The sequence below is a fragment of the Burkholderia sp. Ax-1719 genome, assembly GCF_011753055.1.
GTDB lineage: Bacteria > Pseudomonadota > Gammaproteobacteria > Burkholderiales > Burkholderiaceae > Paraburkholderia.
The window spans coordinates 300,110-318,905 of sequence record NZ_VWWJ01000007.1 but is presented as its reverse complement, the minus strand read 5'-3'; the positions used below and the strand labels follow the sequence as shown (position 1 = coordinate 318,905).

The 18,796-nt window shown below is 64.8% G+C and carries 14 protein-coding genes; 6 read left to right on the top strand and 8 right to left on the bottom strand.

What is annotated here, in order from left to right; translation table 11 throughout:
* From F3J17_RS16425 to F3J17_RS16405, 5 genes are all read right to left on the bottom strand, one after another.
* The coding region (locus tag F3J17_RS16425) for an MMPL family transporter (protein WP_167060463.1) at positions 1 to 1,313 on the bottom strand (1,313 nt) is incomplete at its 3' end.
* Positions 1,314 to 1,350: 37 nt separating this feature from the next.
* The gene (locus tag F3J17_RS16420) at positions 1,351 to 2,010 is read right to left on the bottom strand and encodes an outer membrane lipoprotein carrier protein LolA (protein ID WP_167060460.1); all 660 of its coding nucleotides are present in this window, start codon (positions 2,008 to 2,010) and stop codon (positions 1,351 to 1,353) included.
* The gene (locus tag F3J17_RS16415) at positions 2,007 to 3,077 is read right to left on the bottom strand and encodes an acyl-CoA synthetase (protein WP_167060457.1); all 1,071 of its coding nucleotides are present in this window, start codon (positions 3,075 to 3,077) and stop codon (positions 2,007 to 2,009) included. Before F3J17_RS16415 ends, F3J17_RS16420 begins: the two co-directional genes overlap by 4 nt.
* Complete coding sequence (locus F3J17_RS16410) at positions 3,074 to 4,822, bottom strand: AMP-binding protein (protein WP_167060453.1); 1,749 nt, start codon at positions 4,820 to 4,822, stop codon at positions 3,074 to 3,076. Before F3J17_RS16410 ends, F3J17_RS16415 begins: the two co-directional genes overlap by 4 nt.
* A 74-nt stretch (positions 4,823 to 4,896) precedes the next feature.
* Positions 4,897 to 5,592: a hypothetical protein gene (locus F3J17_RS16405; RefSeq protein ID WP_240161003.1), complete on the bottom strand. Its 696-nt coding sequence runs from the start codon at positions 5,590 to 5,592 to the stop codon at positions 4,897 to 4,899.
* A gap of 587 nt (positions 5,593 to 6,179) precedes the next feature.
* On the opposite strand from F3J17_RS16405, the gene F3J17_RS16400 reads away from it, so the two are divergent.
* The 3 genes from F3J17_RS16400 (at position 6,180) to F3J17_RS16390 (ending at position 8,108) form a co-directional block, all read left to right on the top strand.
* Positions 6,180 to 6,440 (top strand): phosphopantetheine-binding protein, encoded by a 261-nt coding sequence (locus F3J17_RS16400; protein WP_167060450.1) that lies wholly within the window; start codon positions 6,180 to 6,182, stop codon positions 6,438 to 6,440.
* Positions 6,441 to 6,526: 86 nt separating this feature from the next.
* Positions 6,527 to 7,243 (top strand): 3-oxoacyl-ACP reductase FabG, encoded by a 717-nt coding sequence (fabG, locus tag F3J17_RS16395; RefSeq protein WP_167060557.1) that lies wholly within the window; start codon positions 6,527 to 6,529, stop codon positions 7,241 to 7,243.
* Between the two features lie 100 nt (positions 7,244 to 7,343).
* Positions 7,344 to 8,108 carry a glycosyltransferase family 2 protein gene (locus F3J17_RS16390; protein WP_167060447.1) on the top strand — a complete coding sequence of 255 codons (765 nt, stop codon included), beginning with the start codon at positions 7,344 to 7,346 and terminating at the stop codon, positions 8,106 to 8,108.
* 20 nt (positions 8,109 to 8,128) lie between these two features.
* Here F3J17_RS16390 and cobA read toward each other — a convergent pair whose 3' ends face one another.
* Positions 8,129 to 8,914, bottom strand: coding sequence for a uroporphyrinogen-III C-methyltransferase (cobA, locus tag F3J17_RS16385; protein WP_167060554.1), 786 nt, complete (start codon positions 8,912 to 8,914; stop codon positions 8,129 to 8,131).
* Between the two features lie 602 nt (positions 8,915 to 9,516).
* Here cobA and nirB point away from each other — a divergent pair.
* Genes nirB through F3J17_RS16370 form a run of 3 tightly spaced genes read left to right on the top strand, consistent with a single transcriptional unit; the run spans position 9,517 to position 16,635 of the window.
* The gene (gene nirB / locus F3J17_RS16380) at positions 9,517 to 12,105 is read left to right on the top strand and encodes a nitrite reductase large subunit NirB (RefSeq protein ID WP_167060551.1); all 2,589 of its coding nucleotides are present in this window, start codon (positions 9,517 to 9,519) and stop codon (positions 12,103 to 12,105) included.
* Positions 12,106 to 12,147: 42 nt separating this feature from the next.
* Positions 12,148 to 12,495, top strand: a complete 348-nt coding sequence (nirD, locus tag F3J17_RS16375; RefSeq protein ID WP_167060548.1) for a nitrite reductase small subunit NirD — start codon at positions 12,148 to 12,150, stop codon at positions 12,493 to 12,495.
* Between the two features lie 39 nt (positions 12,496 to 12,534).
* Positions 12,535 to 16,635 carry a bifunctional nitrate reductase/sulfite reductase flavoprotein subunit alpha gene (locus tag F3J17_RS16370; protein ID WP_167060444.1) on the top strand — a complete coding sequence of 1,367 codons (4,101 nt, stop codon included), beginning with the start codon at positions 12,535 to 12,537 and terminating at the stop codon, positions 16,633 to 16,635.
* 52 nt (positions 16,636 to 16,687) lie between these two features.
* Here F3J17_RS16370 and F3J17_RS16365 read toward each other — a convergent pair whose 3' ends face one another.
* Both F3J17_RS16365 and F3J17_RS16360 read right to left on the bottom strand, forming a co-directional pair.
* Positions 16,688 to 17,665, bottom strand: coding sequence for a sensor domain-containing diguanylate cyclase (locus tag F3J17_RS16365; protein ID WP_167060441.1), 978 nt, complete (start codon positions 17,663 to 17,665; stop codon positions 16,688 to 16,690).
* Between the two features lie 152 nt (positions 17,666 to 17,817).
* Positions 17,818 to 18,723 carry a LysR family transcriptional regulator gene (locus F3J17_RS16360; protein WP_167060438.1) on the bottom strand — a complete coding sequence of 302 codons (906 nt, stop codon included), beginning with the start codon at positions 18,721 to 18,723 and terminating at the stop codon, positions 17,818 to 17,820.
* Between the last annotated feature and the right edge of the window lie 73 nt (positions 18,724 to 18,796).

Sequence of the window (18,796 nt, the reverse complement as noted above, 5' to 3'; positions counted from 1 at the left end):
AGACGCGGCGCGGCCTGCGCGGCGCGCGCGAGCCCGGCGGCCAGGCGTGTCACGTCGCGCATCGCCACCGGACCGCCTTGCAGGCGCGGCAGCACGAAGCGCGTGACCAGCGCCGCCGTCACGAGGCCCGCGATCGAAAACGCGCCCAGTTGCACGAGGCCCGGGAAGCCCGAGAACAGCATCGACGCGAATCCGCACACGGACGTCAGCACGCCCAGGCGGATCGTCGGCCAGTAGGCGGCGACCCACGCGCGCAGCCTGTCTTCCTTGTGTGCTCCGGCGAAGTCTGGCGTGGAAGTTTGTGCAGACTGCACGAACAGATAGATCGAGTAATCGACGGCCTCGCCGATCAGCGTCGTGCCGAAGCCCAGCGTAATGCCCTGCACCGTGCCGAACGCAAGACTCACCGCCGCGATCCCCGCCGCCACGCCTGACAGCACCGGCAGCAGGCCGAGCACGAGCGTGCGCGGCGAGCGGTACAGCGCCAGCAGCAGCGCGACGATCAACACCATGCTGAGCGCCGAGATGCGCTCGACGTCATGGCGGATCGCATCGCGCGTCTCGACCGAGAACACGCCGGGGCCGCTCATTTCGATGCGATAGCTGGAAGCGTTGGGCAGCGTGCGCGTGGCCGCTGCGAACGCGCGCTGGATGGCGTCGGCGGCGCGGGCCTGGGCGTCCGTGTGGGAGCCTGCGGCGGCGGTTTGCGCCACCAGCACGGCGCGCGAGCCGTCGCGCGAAGCCCAGACGCCGTCGCGGGTGGCGGGCTGCGCCGCACCGTCCATCTGGCCGACCAGCGCGGCGACTTCGCCGGTCGGATCGTGCGGCAGCAGATCCTTGGCCATCAGTCCCGCCGACGAGCTGAGCAGGTCGAGACTGTCGCCGAGCGCTGCGTGCAGGCCGTCTGTCGTAAAGCGTTGTGGCGTGACGTCGGGGCTCAGCGCGTAACGGTGCGCGAACACGAACTGCTGATCGCGGGCGTCGTTGACGGTTTCGCCGTTATGGATCGCTGCGAATTGCGGATCGGCGCGCAAGTTGGCGGCGACCTGACGCGAAATCTGCGCACGCGTCGTCGGAACGCCGCCTTCGACGCCGACCAGTATCAGCCGCGAAACCACGCCGTCGCGCAGTTGATCGACCAGCACGCGCTGACCTGCGCTGGGCGCGCGCGGCAGAAAAGCGGAAAGATCGGTGCTGAAGTGGGTGCGGGCGATTGCGCCCGCGCAGGCCAGCAGAAACAGCAGCCAGATAAGCACGGCGCGGCGTTGCAGCGCGTGCATCAGACGGTGGATGGGCGTGTGCGGGGCGTTCATGCGGTTCAACCGTGGCGCGAGGGCAGAGGTGCGCCGCTCAGTTCGAAGCCGATCCGGACGAAGAGGCCGATGCCGAAGCCGACAGCGGTCGCAACTGCATCAGCGAATGATCGCCGCCCGCCTGCTGGATCGCCACGCTGCGCAGCAGATCGCGCGTGCCTTCCAGCGTGATCGAGCTGACGGTTTTGCGCATTTGCGAATCGCGCGGCGTGAGCGTGAGCGTCCAGTCGTCGCCGCTGCCGGTGAGCGCGACCTGGTAAGTCTGCTCCAGCGCGAAACGGTTGCCCGTGAGCGTCGCGCGGATGCTTTCGATAAACGCGCCCAGTTCCAGATAGCGCGCGAGCGCGAGCGTGTATTTGTGGTTATTGCGATCGACGGTGAGCATGTCGCCGTCCACGACCAGATGCTCGGGCTTGGGCTTGAGCGTGTTCTTTTCGAGATGGTCAGGCGCGACGAAGGACAATTCGCCCGACGATTCGACAGGCTGTGTCGCAATCGACAGGTATTTGGTTTCGGTGAAGGCGGCGCGCCCCGATTTGTGCTGCGCGAGCGTGGACATCAGCCGGTCGAGCGTCCAGTCGGTGGAGGTGGTTTGTGCCGCGTGGGCGATGCCCGTGACGCCTAGCATCAAGGCGGCCAGCGCGGGCGCAAGCACGCGGTTCACACTGCGCAGGCGATGAATACGGAGGGCGCTCATGCGTCGGAAGTCTCCCGGGCGGCGAGGCTGGCGGTGGTGCTGTCGCGGCGCGCGTTCACGTTTCTGGCGACGAACGCGCCCTGCGTGAGCCGGGCGGCGGCCAGCGCCGCGGTGTTCGGTTCGGGCTTCGCCGTCTGCCAGAAATCGAAGTAGTTGAACCAGTTATAGGGCGCGGCGCGGCAATGGCGGTCGAGCAGCGCAACATAGCGCACCAGCGCTGCGTCGATGGCTGCCTGACGGCCCTCGCGCGGCGTGTGCGTGAAATCCGCGAGCGTTTCGAAGTGGATGTCGTAACGGTTGCCGCCGCGATAGAGGCCGGTCATGAAGATGACCGGACGCTTGAGCATCGCGGCCATGTAAAGCGGTCCGAGCGGAAACGCCGCCGGTTCGCCCAGGAAGGCCATGCGGCGCAGTGCGGCGGTGTCGTCGGCGAGCAGGGTGCGGTCGGCGAGCATGCCGACCATGCAGTTTTCGTCCAGGCGCTGGCTCACGCGCAGCATCGAATCCACCTGGCCCAGACCGATCACCTCGGGCTGCGCGGCGGGATTGACGGCGGCGAGCGTCGCGTTAATGCGGCGCGCGTTCTCTTCGAACATCGTCACGACCACGCGCAGCGTGGGGTGCGTGCGGCCGAGCGCGCGCACCACTTCGAAGCTGCCCAGATGCGCGCCCATCAGGAACGCACCGCGTCCGCCCGCGAGCGCTTCGTCCACCAGGTGGTGGCCTTCCGGTTTGATGTCGAACAGGTCGAAACGCTCGTTCATCAGATAGATGCGGTCGTGGATCGTCGCGGCGAAGGTGAAAACGTGGCGATAGAGATCGGCCCAGTTGGCCGGGCGGCCCAGCACGCGGCGCAGGTAGTCGCGCGAGGCGGCCCGCGCGCGCGGCGAGAACAGCACGAAATACAGGGCGATGAGGTGCACCAGGGCGCGCGCCAGGCGGCGGCCCAGGCGCAGCGACATCCAGGTCATCGCACGCAGGAGCAGGGCGTTGCCGCGTTCCTCGCGCTGCGCCCAGTCGGTGCGGTTGGTGGTGCTGGTCGAGTTCGTCTGATTCTGTTGGGTCATGGCTGCGGCCCTTCCTGCGGGTTTGTTGCGCCTGGCGTCAATGCCAGCGTGCCGCTCGCGACATCGCGTTCGCCCGCGCGCACGGTGAAGCGGATCGAGCCGCTGGCCTGTGCGTCGAAGGCGAGGTCGAGCGCCTCGCCTGGCACTGCCGGGCTCAGGAATTTCGCCGCGCTCAGGCGCCAGCCATCGGCGGGACGGTCGAGCGCCGAGCCGATCGCGTCGATGGCGTGGTCGAGCAGCATCACGCCCGGCACGATCGGATGGCCGGGAAAGTGGCCGGGCAGCGCGGGATGATCGGCGGGGATCGTAAAGCTGAGGGCGGCCTGGGTGGGGGCTGCCGCATGGTGAAGCGCACCGCGTGTATGGGTGGCGACCAGCGCGGCGAGCACGTCGTGCGGCAACTTGCCGGTTTCATTGCGCGGCAGCGAATCGACGAACACCAGCGGGCGCGGCATGAACGCGGCGTCGATACGCTCGCGCAGCGCGCGTTGCAGGTGCGCGGCGTCGAGCGTCGGCGCCACCACCAGCGCGACGAGGCGCGTGACGTGTTCGATGCCTTCGCGCCCGGTGTGGGCGTGCGCGGGTTCGGCGGGCATGAAGAACACGCCGTCCGCGACGCCTTCGATCGCGTTGAGCTGGTGATTCAGGTAGGCGAGCGAGGTGCGCTTGCCCGCAATATTGATGAGATCCGCCTTGCGCCCGTGCAGCAGGAAACGATGCGCGTCGAGCAGTTCGAGCGCGTCGCCCATCGGCACCGGCACTTCGACGTGACCGCCCGAGGCCCACATGGTCGGGCCGTCGTCGGTGTCTTGGCGCGCTTCCAGGCGGATATCGTCGAACAGCGTCCAGGTTGCGCCCTTCGCGGTGCGGCGCGTGGCGATCTGGCCGGTTTCGGTGCTGCCGTAGATTTCCACCAGCGGCGCGTACAGGCGGCTTTCCGCAACGGTGGCAAGCTTTTCCGCGAGCGGGGCGGTGGCGCTCAGGACCAGCGATGCTTCGGGCAGCGCCGCATCGCTGGCGAGCAGCGCGCGCAGGTGGATCGGCGAGGTCACCAGCACGCGCGGCTGCGGCACGGCGGCGAGTTCGTTGCGGATGTCTTCGGGATAGAAGGGCTGGCGGTTGCTGAAGGCGAGGCCGCCGATCAGCGCGAGCAGCACCGTCGATTCGAAGCCATACATATGCTGCGGCGGCACGGTGCCGATCAGCGTGTGTGCATGGCCGTTGTCATCGGCGAGGCCCAGACGCGCGGCGGCAGCCTGAATATTGGCGACGAGAAAGCCCCACGTCTTGCGATGCGGCACCGGCGCGCCGGTCGAACCGGACGTGAACACGTAGGCCATGACGCGGGCGGCGTCGATCTGCGGGATCTCGAAGGGCGCGTCTTCGTCGGGCTCCGCGGTGGTCAGCGGGGCGTCGGGATAGCGAAAACGCGGCAGATCGATCGTGCATTCGGCCGTGTCATGCAGGCAGAACGCATCGGGCGCGAAGCTGGCAAGCTGGCGCACCATCTCCGGCGTGTGCGTGGACGGCAGCAGGCTGATGCGGCCCGTCACGAGCGCCGCGCACAGGCTCACCGCGAAGCGGTAGCGGTCGCGGCAGACATTGAACACGTGGCCGCCCGGCGGCAACGCAGCGGCGACCCGCGCGACCTCGGCGAGGAACGCGCGTACCGTGACCGGCGAGCCGTCGCACCAGGCAATGACCTGGCGGGGCGATGTGTGAAAGACCAGCGGTTGAGTCGGCATAAATCGGTTGAAACGAAAACTGGGGCCCGCGCGAACGGTATCGCCGTCTGGTGCTGGCCCGGTATGTGTTGCAGTTATTGCAGTTGGCCCGCGTGCGGCGAGGTTCGGGCTGCGTTTTGCGATTTCGCTCGGTAAGCGCGGATCGCTTCCATCATCCCCGCCTGCGCCTCGCCAGGCACCACGAAACGACGCACCGCGTGCTCGCCGACGAACATCGCGCCCACCAGCGGCAGCGCCAGATAGTTCGCGAAGGTCGACCAGTCGACGATCGGCGCAAAGGCGAACATCAGCGTCGATACCGCTGCGATCGCCACGAAAAATACGGTCCAGGCAACGGTGATCTGCCGCGTGTACCGCGCCACCGCAGGCTTGAGACCGCCCGCACCGGACTTGCGCATCATCGTCGCGAACTGCGTACACAGCGGCGTCTGACCTGCCGCGAGCGTGCGCCCAAACACCAGCGCCATGCCCAGATTGAAGCTCACATGTTCAAGGTACAGGCCCCATTCAAAGTGCTGAGCAAGCGGCGTGCGCGCTCCCCACAAAGCGCCCGCAGCCAGCATCCAGAGCGTCAACCACCACGCGCGGCGCGGCGAACGGGCGGCCGCGCCCAGTGCGAGCAACAGGGGCGGCGCCAGCGCCATTGCCAGTCCAAGGCCATGCTCGTCGGGCGTTGCAACCGCATGATGCGCGAGCACCTGATACGCCGCGACCGACGCAACCGCCAGAAACGCCCGCATAAAACCGATGAATCCGCGCGTCGTGTTCATCGCTCGACTCCCGGTCGCACGCCGTCACGCCCTGCGAGGCAGGGCGGTTTGGGGCAGCGGTGAAAGGCGGGGCGATGCATGGTCGATGTTGTATCCGTTGGTTTTCAGATCGCTTTCGAGATAGTGGTCCGGATCACGAAGCGTCTTATGTCATATGAATGTCGGGCCCCGAATTCAGGGCAGGCGTATTTTAAGATGCCGGAGGCGCATCCTCGGTAAGCCTTCCGGACGCTTTGTAACCGTTTGTATGACACTGTCATCGCGGTTTCGGACGCCACGGCCGGATGCAGCCGGTTTCGCCCAAGCGCTACGCGACTTTGCGTCCCCAAACACGCGAGGCGCGTGCCCGACCCTCTGTAACCTTTCGGAAGGCCTCCCCGTATACGCACCGATACCCATCGTCTAGAATCCGCGTAACTTTTACCAAACGAACCCTAAAATCAGGGCAGGCGGGGGCTAGCGTCGCAAGAACGGCGCGGGCACAGGCTGATGGCCGATGAATTGATCATTGGCCAATTGCGACATGGCAACGCTGTGATGCGCCCGTGGCGAACCCCGCACCCTTGATTTCCACGCCCTGCACGCACATGAATCCACTCGAACACGAGCTTGCCACCCTGATCGTCGGCGAACTGAATCTGGAAGACGTGTCGCTCGACGACGTGAACGCCGAGACCCCGCTCTATGGCGAGGGCTTCGGGCTCGACTCCATCGACATTCTGGAAATTGCGCTGCTGATCTCGAAGAAGTACGGTTTCGAGCTGCGTTCGGACAATCCGGATAACGAAAAAATCTTCGCGACGCTGGGCGCGCTGGCCGCCTACGTCGAGGCGCATCGCACGCGCTGAAGCGTTTTTCCGCGAACGCCAGACGCGCATCTCCATTGCGCCTGGCGCCGCTCAACGGGGGAGCCGAAATGCACAACGACAAGCCCATGCGGGCACTCGTGACCGGCGGCAGTGGGGCGCTCGGTCAGGCCATCTGCGCCGCGCTGGCCGCGGCGGGCCATGAAGTGTGGGTACACGCCAACCGGCGCCTGGACGAAGCGCAGGCCGCCGCGCAACGCATCGTCGACGCAGGTGGGCGTGCTCACGCCATCGCCTTCGACGTGACCGACGCCGACGCCGCACAAGCGGCGCTCGAACGTTTGATCGAAGACGCGCCGGTGCAGATTCTCGTCAACAACGCCGGCATTCACGACGACGCGCCCCTCGCAGGCATGACGCGCGAACAATGGCGCAGCGTGATCGACGTGTCGCTCAATGGCTTTTTCAACGTCACGCAGCCGCTCATGCTGCCGATGATCCGTACGCGGCGCGGGCGCATCGTCAATATCGCCTCGCTGGCGGGCGTGATGGGCAATCGCGGGCAGGTCAATTATTCGGCGGCCAAGGCCGGCTTGATCGGCGCGACCAAAGCGCTGTCGCTCGAAGTCGCTTCGCGCGGCATCACCGTGAATGCGATCGCGCCCGGCATCATCGCTTCGCCGATGGTGCAGGACGCCTTTCCCGCCGAGCGCATCAAGCAGCTGGTGCCTGCGCAGCGCGCCGGTCAGCCCGAGGAAGTGGCCGGCATGGTCGCCTACCTCGTGTCGGATGCGGCCGCCTATGTGACGGGCCAGGTGCTGTCGATCAACGGCGGGCTGGCCTGAAGCGGATTTGTCGCTGAACTCGCCGGATTTAAGCCACGCCAGCCACAGCAGCCACGCCAGCCGCGTCGTGTCATCAAACTTTGTCAGTATGTCTTCCGCCATGTCCACGCCCACTGCCTCCACCACGCATCTCGTCCTGATCCCGAGCTACAACCCGGGCGTGAAGGTCGAGGAAACCGTGCGCGGCGCGCGCGCGCAATGGAACCCGGTCTGGGTCGTGGTGGACGGCAGCACCGACGGCAGCGCCGAGCGCCTGCAGGCAATGGCCGCCGCCGACCCGGGCCTGCACGTGATCGTGCTGCCCACCAATCGCGGCAAGGGCAGCGCGGTGCTGGCGGGCATGCAGGCGGCCGCCGCGCGCGGGTTCACGCACGTGCTGACGATGGATTCGGACGGCCAGCATCCGGCGGGGCTGATCCCGCGTTTCATGGCGGCGTCCCAGGCCGACCCCGAGGCGATGGTGCTGGGCGTGCCGAAGTTCGACGCAAGCGCGCCGCAACTGCGTGTGCAGGGTCGCCGCCTCTCCAACTTTTTCGCTGATTTCGAGACCCTGTGGGCCGGTATCGGCGATTCGCTGTACGGTTTTCGCGTCTATCCGATCACGCCGCTCGTGACCATCATGGAGCGCCAGTCGTGGATGCGCCGCTTCGACTTCGATCCCGAAGCCGCCGTGCGTCTGTGCTGGGCTGGCGTGAGGCCGATCCAGATCGAGGCGCCCGTGCGCTACTTCGGCGCGCATGAAGGCGGCGTCTCGCACTTCAACTATGCGCGCGACAATCTGCTGCTGTCGTGGATGCATCTGCGCCTGGTGGCGGGATTTGGCGTGCGGCTGCCCTTGCTGATGGCGAAGAAGGTGCTGCGCTAGTTACCCTGCGCTAGTTACCTTTACGCGCGGCGCAGTTGCGGCAAGGTCGTTGCGTGCGCATCGAACGCGCTGAATAGTCCGGCTTGCGATATGGCCTCGCCGATCGCATCGCCCACCAGAATGATCGCGGGGCTGCCGAGTCCCGCAGCCTGCGCCAGTTCCGCGATCGTGCCGAGCGTGCCCATCACGCGGTGCTCCCGGGCGTTGCCCGCCCATTGCACCACCGCAGCGGGCGTTGTTGCGGCAAGCGTCTGTGCAAGCGTCGCGCAAAGCCCTTCGATACGGCTCATCCCCATATAGATCGCGAGCGTCATGCGCGTGGCCGCCAGTGCCTGCCAGTCCGGCTCGCTATGGTCGCGCAAATGCGCGGTTACAAAGATCACGCCCTGGCAATGGTCGCGATGCGTGAGCGACACGCCCAAACCGGCCGCCGCCGCAAATGCCGACGACACGCCATTGATGATTTCAAACGGCACGCCCGCGCGATGCAGCGCCGCGAGTTCTTCGCCCGCTCGGCCGAACAGGAGTGCATCGCCGCCCTTCACACGCACCACGTCGTGGCCCTTGCGTGCATAGCGCACCATCAGTCGCTCGATAAAAGCCTGCGGCGTCGAGCGGCAACCGCCGCGTTTGCCGACCCGGATGATGCGCGCCTGCGGCGCCAGCGTGGCGATCCCGGGATTGACCAGATCGTCGAGCAGCACGATCTGCGCGCGTGCTAGCGCTTTCGCGGCTTTGAGCGTGAGGAGATCGAGGTCGCCTGGGCCTGCGCTCAACAGCGTGACCGTGCCGGTTGTTGCGTTCATCGTCGCGTTCGTCGTGTCATTCATGTTGCGTCCTCTGACTGCGCTTCCTCTATGGTGCGCTTCAAATGCAAACGGCGTCCGCCCGTCTTGATGACGAGGGGACACCGTTGTCCGTTTGTACTCTATGTGATGCGGTGTTCTGCGCCGACATCGTTGCCGGTTGCCGTTTCAAATGCAAGTTCCAGACCAGTGCGATGAGCGCGTGTTTTCAGCGCCTTCTCACCTTGCAAACGCGCCGAGCGCGCACAGCGAGCGTGCTGCGCAGCACCAAATCTGTGCCCGTCTGCATCGTCGTGTATCAGTGCATGGTCTGCTTCGCGGTCGCGCATGAGTGACGCAAACGCCCGCTGCAAAAGGCGTTGCGCCGATTGCGAACGCATTGGCACAGTGCTTGCGTAACGCTTAGCGAACCGGATCAATGGCGATCCGGCTGCGGCGAAGCAAGTGCAACGCAGCAGGCAGCAACAATCGTTTGAATACAGGACAACGGCGTCCCCTGAATCTGGCTTGTCACAAGCTGGATTTGCGGGACGCCTTTTTTATTGGCTTTTTCTCAGGCAGGGTGCACAGGCATGACGCAATCTACGCTCGCAATGAAGACTCTGGACGTGGTCGTCATCGGTCACGGCATGGTGGGTCACAAGTTTCTCGAAAGCGTGCTCGCCGACGCGGCCCAAACCGCGCGCAACGTGCGCGTCACGGTGCTCAGCGAAGAGCCGCGTCCCGCCTATGACCGCGTGCATCTCTCCGAATTCTTCGCGGGCAAGAGCGCCGACGATCTTTCGCTGGTGAGCGCAGGTTTCTCCGAACGCGATGACGTGTGCGATCGCGTGCGCCTCGTGCTCGATGCGAAAGTCGTATCGATCGATCGCGCCGCGCGCACGGTCAGCGTGTCGAATGGCGAGACGATCGCTTACGACAAACTCGTGATCGCCACCGGCTCGTCGCCGTTCGTGCCGCCCATCGAAGGCAATAATCGTTCGGATTGCTTCGTATATCGCACCATCGAAGATCTCGAAGCGATGCAGGCGCGCGGGGCGAGTGCAAAGACGGGCGTGGTGGTGGGCGGCGGCCTGCTGGGCCTGGAATGCGCCAAGGCGCTGCGCGATCTCGGGCTGCAAACCCACGTGGTCGAATTCGCGCCTCGCCTGATGGCCGTACAGGTGGATGAAGACGGCGGGCGCATGCTGCGCGGCAAGATCGAGGCGCTGGGCGTGAGCGTGCATACGCAGAAGAACACGACCGCGATTGTCGACGGCGAAAGCGCTGCGAACCGCATGGTGTTTGCCGATGGCACGCATCTGGAAACCGACATGATCGTGTTTTCGGCGGGCATTCGTCCGCGCGACGAACTGGCGCGCGCGTGCGGACTCGAAGTTGGCCCGCGCGGCGGCATCGTGATCGACGATACGTGCCGCACGAGCGATCCCGACGTGTACGCAATCGGCGAATGCGCGCTGTGGAAAGGGCAGATTTTCGGCCTCGTCGCGCCGGGCTACGACATGGCGCGCATCGTTGCGAAGACGCTGACAAGCGACGCGGCGCAGGATTTCGCGGGCGCGGACATGAGCACCAAGCTCAAGCTGATGGGCGTGGACGTGGCGAGCATTGGCGACGCGCACGGCAAGACGCCGGGCAGCCGCTCGTATCGCTTCGCCGATGAACGCCGCGAGGTCTACAAGAAGATTGTGGTGTCCGAATGCGGCAAGAAATTGCTGGGCGCGGTCATGGTGGGCGACGCCGGCGAATACGGCACGCTGCTGCAAATGATGCTCAACAGCATCGAATTGCCCGAAGCGCCGGAGTTCCTGATCCTGCCGCAAGCGGACGGCAAGGCGAAGCCCGCGCTCGGCGTCGAAGCGCTGCCCGATGGCGCGCAGATCTGCTCGTGCAATAACGTGTCGAAGGCGCAGATCTGCGCGGCCGTGCGCGAAGGCGCGACCAGCATCGGCGCGATGAAGACGGCCACCTGTGCGGGCGCATCGTGCGGCGGCTGCGTGCCGCTCGTCACCCAGGTCATGAAGTCGGAGATGAAGCGCCAGGGCGTGGCCGTCAACAACCACATCTGCGAGCACTTCCCGTATTCGCGCCAGGAGTTGTATCACCTCGTGCGCGTCGAGCAGATCAAGACTTTTGGCGCGCTGCTCGCGAAGCACGGACACGGGCTGGGTTGCGATATCTGCAAACCGGCGGTGGCCGGCATTCTGGCGTCGTGCTGGAACGAGTTCGTGCTCAAGAAGGAGCATGCGAGCCTGCAGGATTCGAACGACTATTACCTCGCCAATATCCAGCGCGACGGCACGTATTCGGTGGTGCCGCGTATGGCGGGCGGTGAAGTGACGCCCGAAGGACTGATTGCCGTGGGCATGGTGGCGAAGAAGTACGGCCTCTATACCAAGATCACGGGCGGCCAGCGCGTGGACCTGTTCGGTGCGCGTGTCGAGCAGTTGCCCTTCATCTGGGAAGAGCTGATCGAAGCGGGCTTCGAATCGGGCCATGCCTACGGCAAGGCGCTGCGCACGGTGAAATCGTGCGTGGGCTCGACGTGGTGCCGCTTTGGCGTAGGCGATTCGGTGGGGCTCGCGATCGATCTGGAAAACCGCTACAAGGGCCTGCGCGCGCCGCACAAGATCAAGTTTGGCGTGTCGGGCTGCACGCGTGAATGTGCGGAAGCGCAGGGCAAGGACGTGGGCGTGATCGCCACGGAAAAGGGCTGGAATCTCTATGTCTGCGGTAACGGCGGCATGAAGCCGCGTCACGCCGAACTGCTCGCCGCCGATCTCGACCGCGCCACGCTCGAGCGCTATATCGACCGGTTCCTGATGTTTTACGTGCGCACGGCGGATCGTTTGCAGCGCACCAGCGTGTGGCGCGACAACCTCGAAGGCGGGCTCGATTATCTGATCGACGTGATCGTGCATGACAAGCTCGGCATCGGCGCGGAACTCGAAGCGGAAATGCAGCTCGTGGTGGACACCTACGAGTGCGAGTGGAAAAAGGCCGTGACCGATCCGCAAACGCGCCGCCGCTTCCGCCATTTCGTGAACAGCGAGGAGGGCGACCAGCATGTGACCTTCGTCGAGGAGCGTGGCCAGATCCGCCCGGCAACGCCCGCGGAGCGGAAGCAGATTCCGGTGCGTGCGCAACGAGATGCGCTGGCGGACATTCCCGTAGTGGTCGAGGCAGTCTGAATCCGTTGATTGCAATTTGAAGAGGAATCCAGAATGAACGATATGAGCCATGGCGTGTTCGCGCAAAGCTGGGTGCCGGTTTGCCAGCTCGACGATATCGTGCCGAATACAGGTGTTTGTGCGCTCGTGAACGGCGAACAGGTTGCCGTCTTTCATGTCGATGATGGCGAGGCGCGTGTCTTCGCGATTGGCAACTACGACCCGAATTCGCAGGCTGCGGTGCTCTCGCGTGGGCTGGTCGGCAGTCTGGGCGAGCGCATCGTGGTGGCCTCGCCGATCTACAAGCATCACTTCGATCTCGCGACGGGCGAGTGCCTGGAAGAGCCGCGCAGTTCGGTGAATGCGTTCGCCGCACGCGTGGAGAACGGGCAAGTGTGGGTGGCAGCTTAAAACCCGCATCAATCGTGATGTAAACAGCTAGAGACCGATATGACGGGCGAGAGCGTCAAGACCGTGTGTCCCTATTGCGGCGTGGGCTGCGGCATGGTTCTGCACGTCGAGGATGGCGAGGTCAAAAAAATCTCCGGCGACACCGAGCACCCGAGCAACTTCGGGCGGCTCTGCACCAAGGGTTCGTCGGCGCATGTGGCGCTGCGCAAATCGGGGCGGCTCGAACGCGCCTTCGTGCGTCACGCGCGCGACGAAGATCCCGTGCCGCTGCCTATGGCGCAGGCGATTGCCGATACGGCGGCGCGCCTGCGCGCGACACTCGACGCGCATGGCCCCGACGCGCTGTCGTTCTACGTCTCCGGGCAGATGTCGATCGAGGCGCAATACCTCGTCAACAAACTCGCGAAAGGCTTTGTCGGCACCAACAATATCGAATCGAATTCGCGTCTTTGCATGGCGAGCGCGGGCAGCGGCTACAAGCTCTCGCTGGGCGCGGACGGCCCGCCGGGTTCGTATCAGGACTTTGATCGCGCCGATTGTTTTTTCGTGATCGGCGCGAATATGGCGGACTGCCATCCGATCCTGTTCCTGCGCATGATGGACCGCGTAAAGGCGGGCGCGAAACTGATCGTGGTGGACCCGCGCCGCACCGCGACGGCGGATAAGGCATCGCTCTATCTGCCGATCAAGGCGGGCACCGATCTCGCGCTGCTCAATGGCCTGCTTTATCTGCTGCACGAAAACAACCACACGGATGCGGATTTCATCGCCAGGCACACCGACGGCTGGGACGCCATGCCCGCGTTCCTGGCCGACTACACGCCGGAAAAGGTCGCCACCATCACGGGTCTAACCGAAGCCGATATCCGCCGCGCGGCACAGATGATCGGCGAAGCGCCGGAGTGGATGAGTTGCTGGACGATGGGCCTGAACCAGAGCACGCACGGCACCTGGAGCACCAACGCGATCTGCAACCTGCATCTGGCAACGGGGAAGATTTGCCGCCCAGGCAGCGGGCCTTTCTCGCTCACGGGCCAGCCCAATGCGATGGGCGGCCGCGAAATGGGCTACATGGGCCCGGGTTTGCCGGGGCAACGCACGGTGCTTTCCGAGGACGATCGCGCCTTCGTGGAGGAGCGCTGGAATCTGCCGCGCGGCACGCTGACCACGAAACTGGGCGGCGGCACCATCGACCTGTTTTCGCGCATGGCGGCGGGCGAGGTCAAGGCGTGCTGGATCATCTGCACCAACCCGGTGGCCTCGGTTGCGAACCGGCAAACGGTGATGGCGGGCCTGCGCGCCGCTGAACTCGTGATCGCCCAGGATGCCTTTCTGGACACGGAAACCAATCAGTACGCCGATGTATTGTTGCCTGGCGCGCTATGGGCCGAAGCCGAAGGCGTCATGATCAACTCCGAGCGCAATATGACGCTCACTCAGGCCGCCATCGAGCCGCCCGGCGAGGCGATGCCCGACTGGCAGATCATCGCGCGCGTGGCATGCGCGATGGGCTATGAAGCCGCCTTCAGCTATACCAGCGCGGCGGAAGTATTCGACGAGATTGTTGGCTTTTCAAACTTCAAAACTGGCTACGATCTGCGTGGCGCGAGCCACGCGAAGCTGCGCGAAACACCGCTGCAATGGCCATGTGCGCCCGATGCGCAAAGCGATCGCAATCCCATTCGCTATCTGAAAGACGAAGGCGGCAGTTCACGCATTGTGTTCCCCACGGCCCATGGCAAGGGCGTGTTTTTCGCGCGCCCGCACGTTGCGCCCGCCGAGTTGCCCGATGGCACATTCCCGATCGTCTTCAACACGGGCCGCCTGCAGCATCAGTGGCACACGATGACGAAGACGGGCAAGGTCGCCATGCTTAACAAGCTCAATCCCTCGCCTTTCGTGGAGATTCATCCCGAGGATGCGAGTGCGCTGGGCATCGCGGCGAAGGATCGTGTGGAAGTGCGTTCGCGGCGCGGACGCGTGGTGCTGCCCGCCGTCGTTACTGACCGCGTGCAGCCCGGCAACTGCTTCGCACCGATGCACTGGAACGATGTATTCGGCGAAGAATTGTGCGTGAACGCTGTGACCAATGATGCAATCGACGCTGTTTCTCAGCAGCCCGAACTGAAATTTTGTGCCGTCGCGCTCACGCGTGTTGCGCCCGAGCCGGCCTTGGCCGAACCGAACACGGCCGCCCCGCAGACCACCGATGAAGCCGGCCACGCGGCGATGCCTCAGGAATTCGATATGACCCGAATCGATGCGTTTGCGAATCTACTCGACCTTGGCGCGGTGCCGGCACCCGCGCTTGGCGAAACGGAGCGGCAGTATCTGGCGGGCTTCGTGAACGGCTTGCGAGCCTCGCGGGGCGACGCCGCGGGCGGATCGGCTGCGCCAGTTTTGCCGGAACATGCGCCCATGCCCGCGTCCAAACGCGCATGGGTGGATGGTCTGCTGGCAGGGCTGTTCAGTCGCGCCGCGCCGCACGCATTGCCCGCCGTCGATGGCACGCAGCAACAGGACGACCCGCAGGGCGCCGTGCGCATTGCTCATACGCGTCCGAAAGTGGTGTTGCTGTGGGCGTCGCAAACAGGCAATGTCGAATCGCTGGTCGAACGCTATGCGACGCAACTGATGGAATCGGGTTGCGAAATCCGCACGGCCTGCATGGCTGATTATCCGCTTGTGAACCTGGAAAAAGCGCAATATGTGCTGCTGATGACGAGTACCTTCGGCGATGGTGATGCGCCCGATAGCGGCGAGCCGTTCTGGAGCGCGCTCAAGGCCGGGAATGCGCCGCGACTCCCTGCGCTGCGCTACGCGGTGCTCGCGCTGGGCGACCGCAATTACGACCAGTTCTGCGGCCACGGCCGCAATCTCGATGCGCGCCTCGAAGCGCTGGGCGCACAACGCCTGATGGCGCGCGTCGATTGCGATACTGAATTCCAGAGCGCCGCCGACGCATGGCTCGAACGCGTCACGCTGCGCATCAAGGAGGACGACGCAGCGCTTCATGCGGTGCCGGCGTCCGGCTCGATCCCCGACGTGCTGCCCGGCTGTGCGCCGACGAAGGCGCGTCCCGGCACAACGCGTCTGGTCGAAAACGTGCGCCTGAACATGCACGGCGCGGCCAAGGACACGCGCTATTTCTCGCTGGCAACCGGCGAAGCGGGTATCGAATACGAAGCGGGCGATGCGCTGGGCGTGTGGCCGACAAACTGTCCCGCGCTCGTCGACGAATTGCTGACGCTGACGCGCCTGCATGCCGATACGCCCATCGACGTTCCTGGGGTTGGCGATATGCGCCTCGCCGATGCCTTGAGCCATCACTACGAAATCGCGCGGCCTGGTCCCGATGCGCTGGCATTGATCGCGGCGCGTGCGCGAGGCCCGGGCTTGAGCGATCTGCTGCGCGAAGAGCGCAAAGGCGATCTGAAGAACTGGTTGTGGGGGCAACAACTCGCCGATGTATTGCACGAGTATCCTGTTGATCTCACCGCGCGCGAATTGACGGGCATGCTCAAGCGACTGCAACCCCGGCTCTATTCGATTTCATCGAGCCCAAAAGCGCACGCAGGTGAAGTGCATCTGACGGTTTCGGCGGTGCGCTATCACAACGGACGGCGCGACCGCAAGGGCGTGGCCTCGACGTTTCTGGCCGACCGTGCGGAAGCTGGCAGCGTGCCGGTGTTCGTGCAGAAGAGCACGCATTTCCGGCCGCCGCGCAGCGGCGATACGCCGATGATCATGGTCGGTCCCGGCACGGGCGTCGCGCCATTTCGCGCCTTCCTGCACGAGCGACGCGCGCGCGGCGACGCGGGCCGCAACTGGCTGTTCTTCGGTGAGCAGCATGCGGCCACCGACTTCTACTATCGCGACGAACTGGAACAGATGCGCGGCGACGGCCTGCTCAATCAACTCGATCTGGCGTTCTCGCGCGACCAGCACGACAAGGTCTACGTGCAGGATCGCATGCGAGAAAGCGGCGCACGGCTCTGGTCGTGGCTGGAAGAAGGCGCACACTTTTACGTCTGCGGCGACGCGAGCCGCATGGCAAAGGACGTGGACGCCGCGCTGAAGTCGGTGGTGGCGCAGCACGGCGGTCTGAGCGACGAGGCCGCCGCGGAATACGTCGGCTAGATGGCGCGCGAGCGCCGTTATGTGCGCGATGTGTATTGACGTCTTGATCGAATCACGCCTGGCGCCGCTCACTCGCCGTCGCGCGTTTCTGCAGGTACATGGCGGCGTCGGCGCGCGCGAGCAGATCGTCGACCGACGAAGGCTGATCGTCGCGCGTCATCGCGCTGCCTACGCTGCTGCGTAGCTGATAAGGCTTCTGCGCCGCGCGATTGAACAGGTCGAGCTGATTGCGGATGCGCTCCATCGCACTCATTGCGCCGTGTTCGTCGGTGCTGGAGAGCAGCACGGCGAATTCGTCGCCGCCCATTCGTCCAATCACATCGCCATCGCGCAGCGCCGTGCGCAGAATGCTTGCGAACGCAACCAGTGCGAGATCGCCTTCGGCATGGCCGTAGGTATCGTTGATCTGCTTGAAACCGTTGAGGTCGAGATAGAGCAGCGACGCGGGCCGCTGCGTGCCCAGGCACAGACGCACGGCCTGTTCCGCGAGCGATTTGAAACCACGGCGATTGGCAAGACCGGTGAGTTCGTCGGTGGTGGCCATCTGAGTAGCGGCGATTTCCTGCTCCGCCATATCGGCGAGATCGCGCAACACAATGCGCTCTTCATCGTCGAACAGGCGCGGACGGCTATCGATCACGCACAGCGTGCCCAGGCGAATATCACCCGTGACCGATAGCGGACAGCCTGCGTAAAAGCGGATATTCGGCGAGCCGGTGACGAGTGGGTTGTCGGCGAAACGCACGTCGGTGCTGGCGTCGTTCACGAAGAACAGATCGTCGCTCAGGATCGCGTGACCGCAGAACGAGACGTCGCGCGAGGTCTCCGAAGCGTCCAGGCCAGGATGCGATTTGAACCATTGACGGCCAGTATCGACCAGCGTGATGGCAGCGATCGGCACATTGAACAGACGGCGGGCAAGGCGCGTGATGCGGTCGAAACGGTCCTCGGCAGGCGTGTCGAGGATCTTGTACGAGCGCAGGACTTCCATGCGCTCGGCTTCGTTCGCGGGTACGGAAGGTCGAAGCATAGATGGACGAGACGATGGTCAAAAGATGCGATCGATTCTAACGCGAAGAATCGGCGCGCGGCGTGCGCAAGTATGAGCATAAAGCGCTGAATTGCAGGTCGAATTGCAGAGTCCATGCGCGAGCTTTCGAATTGATTGCGAATGCATGCAGTTTAAAGCGTGGCGCATACTTCAAATAGCAAGGCACGTGCCCAGCGCCGCGCCGGGTCGCGGTGTGTGCGTTCGTGCCACGCGGCCGTTTTCGTGAAGCCAGGAATTGCAAGCGGCGGCGCAACGATGGCGAGGCCTTCGGCGCGCTCGGCAAGCCTGCGCGGCACCACGGCGATCAGATCGCTGTCGCGCAGGATCTGCGGCAACACCAGAAAGCTCGTTACGGAGAGGGCGACGTGGCGCTTGCGACCGAGTTGAGCGAGTGCTTCATCGGTTACGCCTTCGAAGGCGCCGCCCGAATACGACACCAATGCATGATCGAGCGCGCAAAAGCGCGGCAGCGTGATGCGGCCGCGCGCAGCATCGGGGTGATCTTTACGCATCGCGCATACGTAGCGCTCGTCGAACAGGCGGCGCGCATGTAGATCGGCCGGCGTGCTCTCGGGCGTGATGAGCGCGATATCGACATCGCCGCGCGCGAGTTGCGCATGGAGCGTGGGGTCCTGGGCGGGCACGACAGCCACGCGTATGCCGGGTGCATCGCGGCGCAACGCTGCGAGATAAGGCGTGACCACGGCCTGCAGGGCATAGTCGGTGGCGGCAAGCGTGAGCGTGAAATCGGCGCGAGCGGGATCGAACGCCTGGGGCGTGAGCAGCGACTCCACCTCGCCCAGAATCTGTCTCACCGGCGCGGCCAGTGCGAGCGCGCGCAAAGTGGGCGCAATGCCGCGCTGCGTGCGCACGAACAGCGGATCGTCGAAGGCGTCGCGCAGCCGCGTGAGCATGCCGCTCACCGCAGGCTGCGTGAGCGAGAGGCGCTGCGCGGCGCGCGTGACGTTGCGCTCGTCGAGCAGGGCGTCCAGCGCGCGCAGCAGGTTCAGATCTATCGTCCTGATATCAGCTGGCATGATGTCAAAAATAAAAATACTCGATTGGCCTTATTTCAGCATAACGGCCATGATGATGAACGTCCAGCGGGCG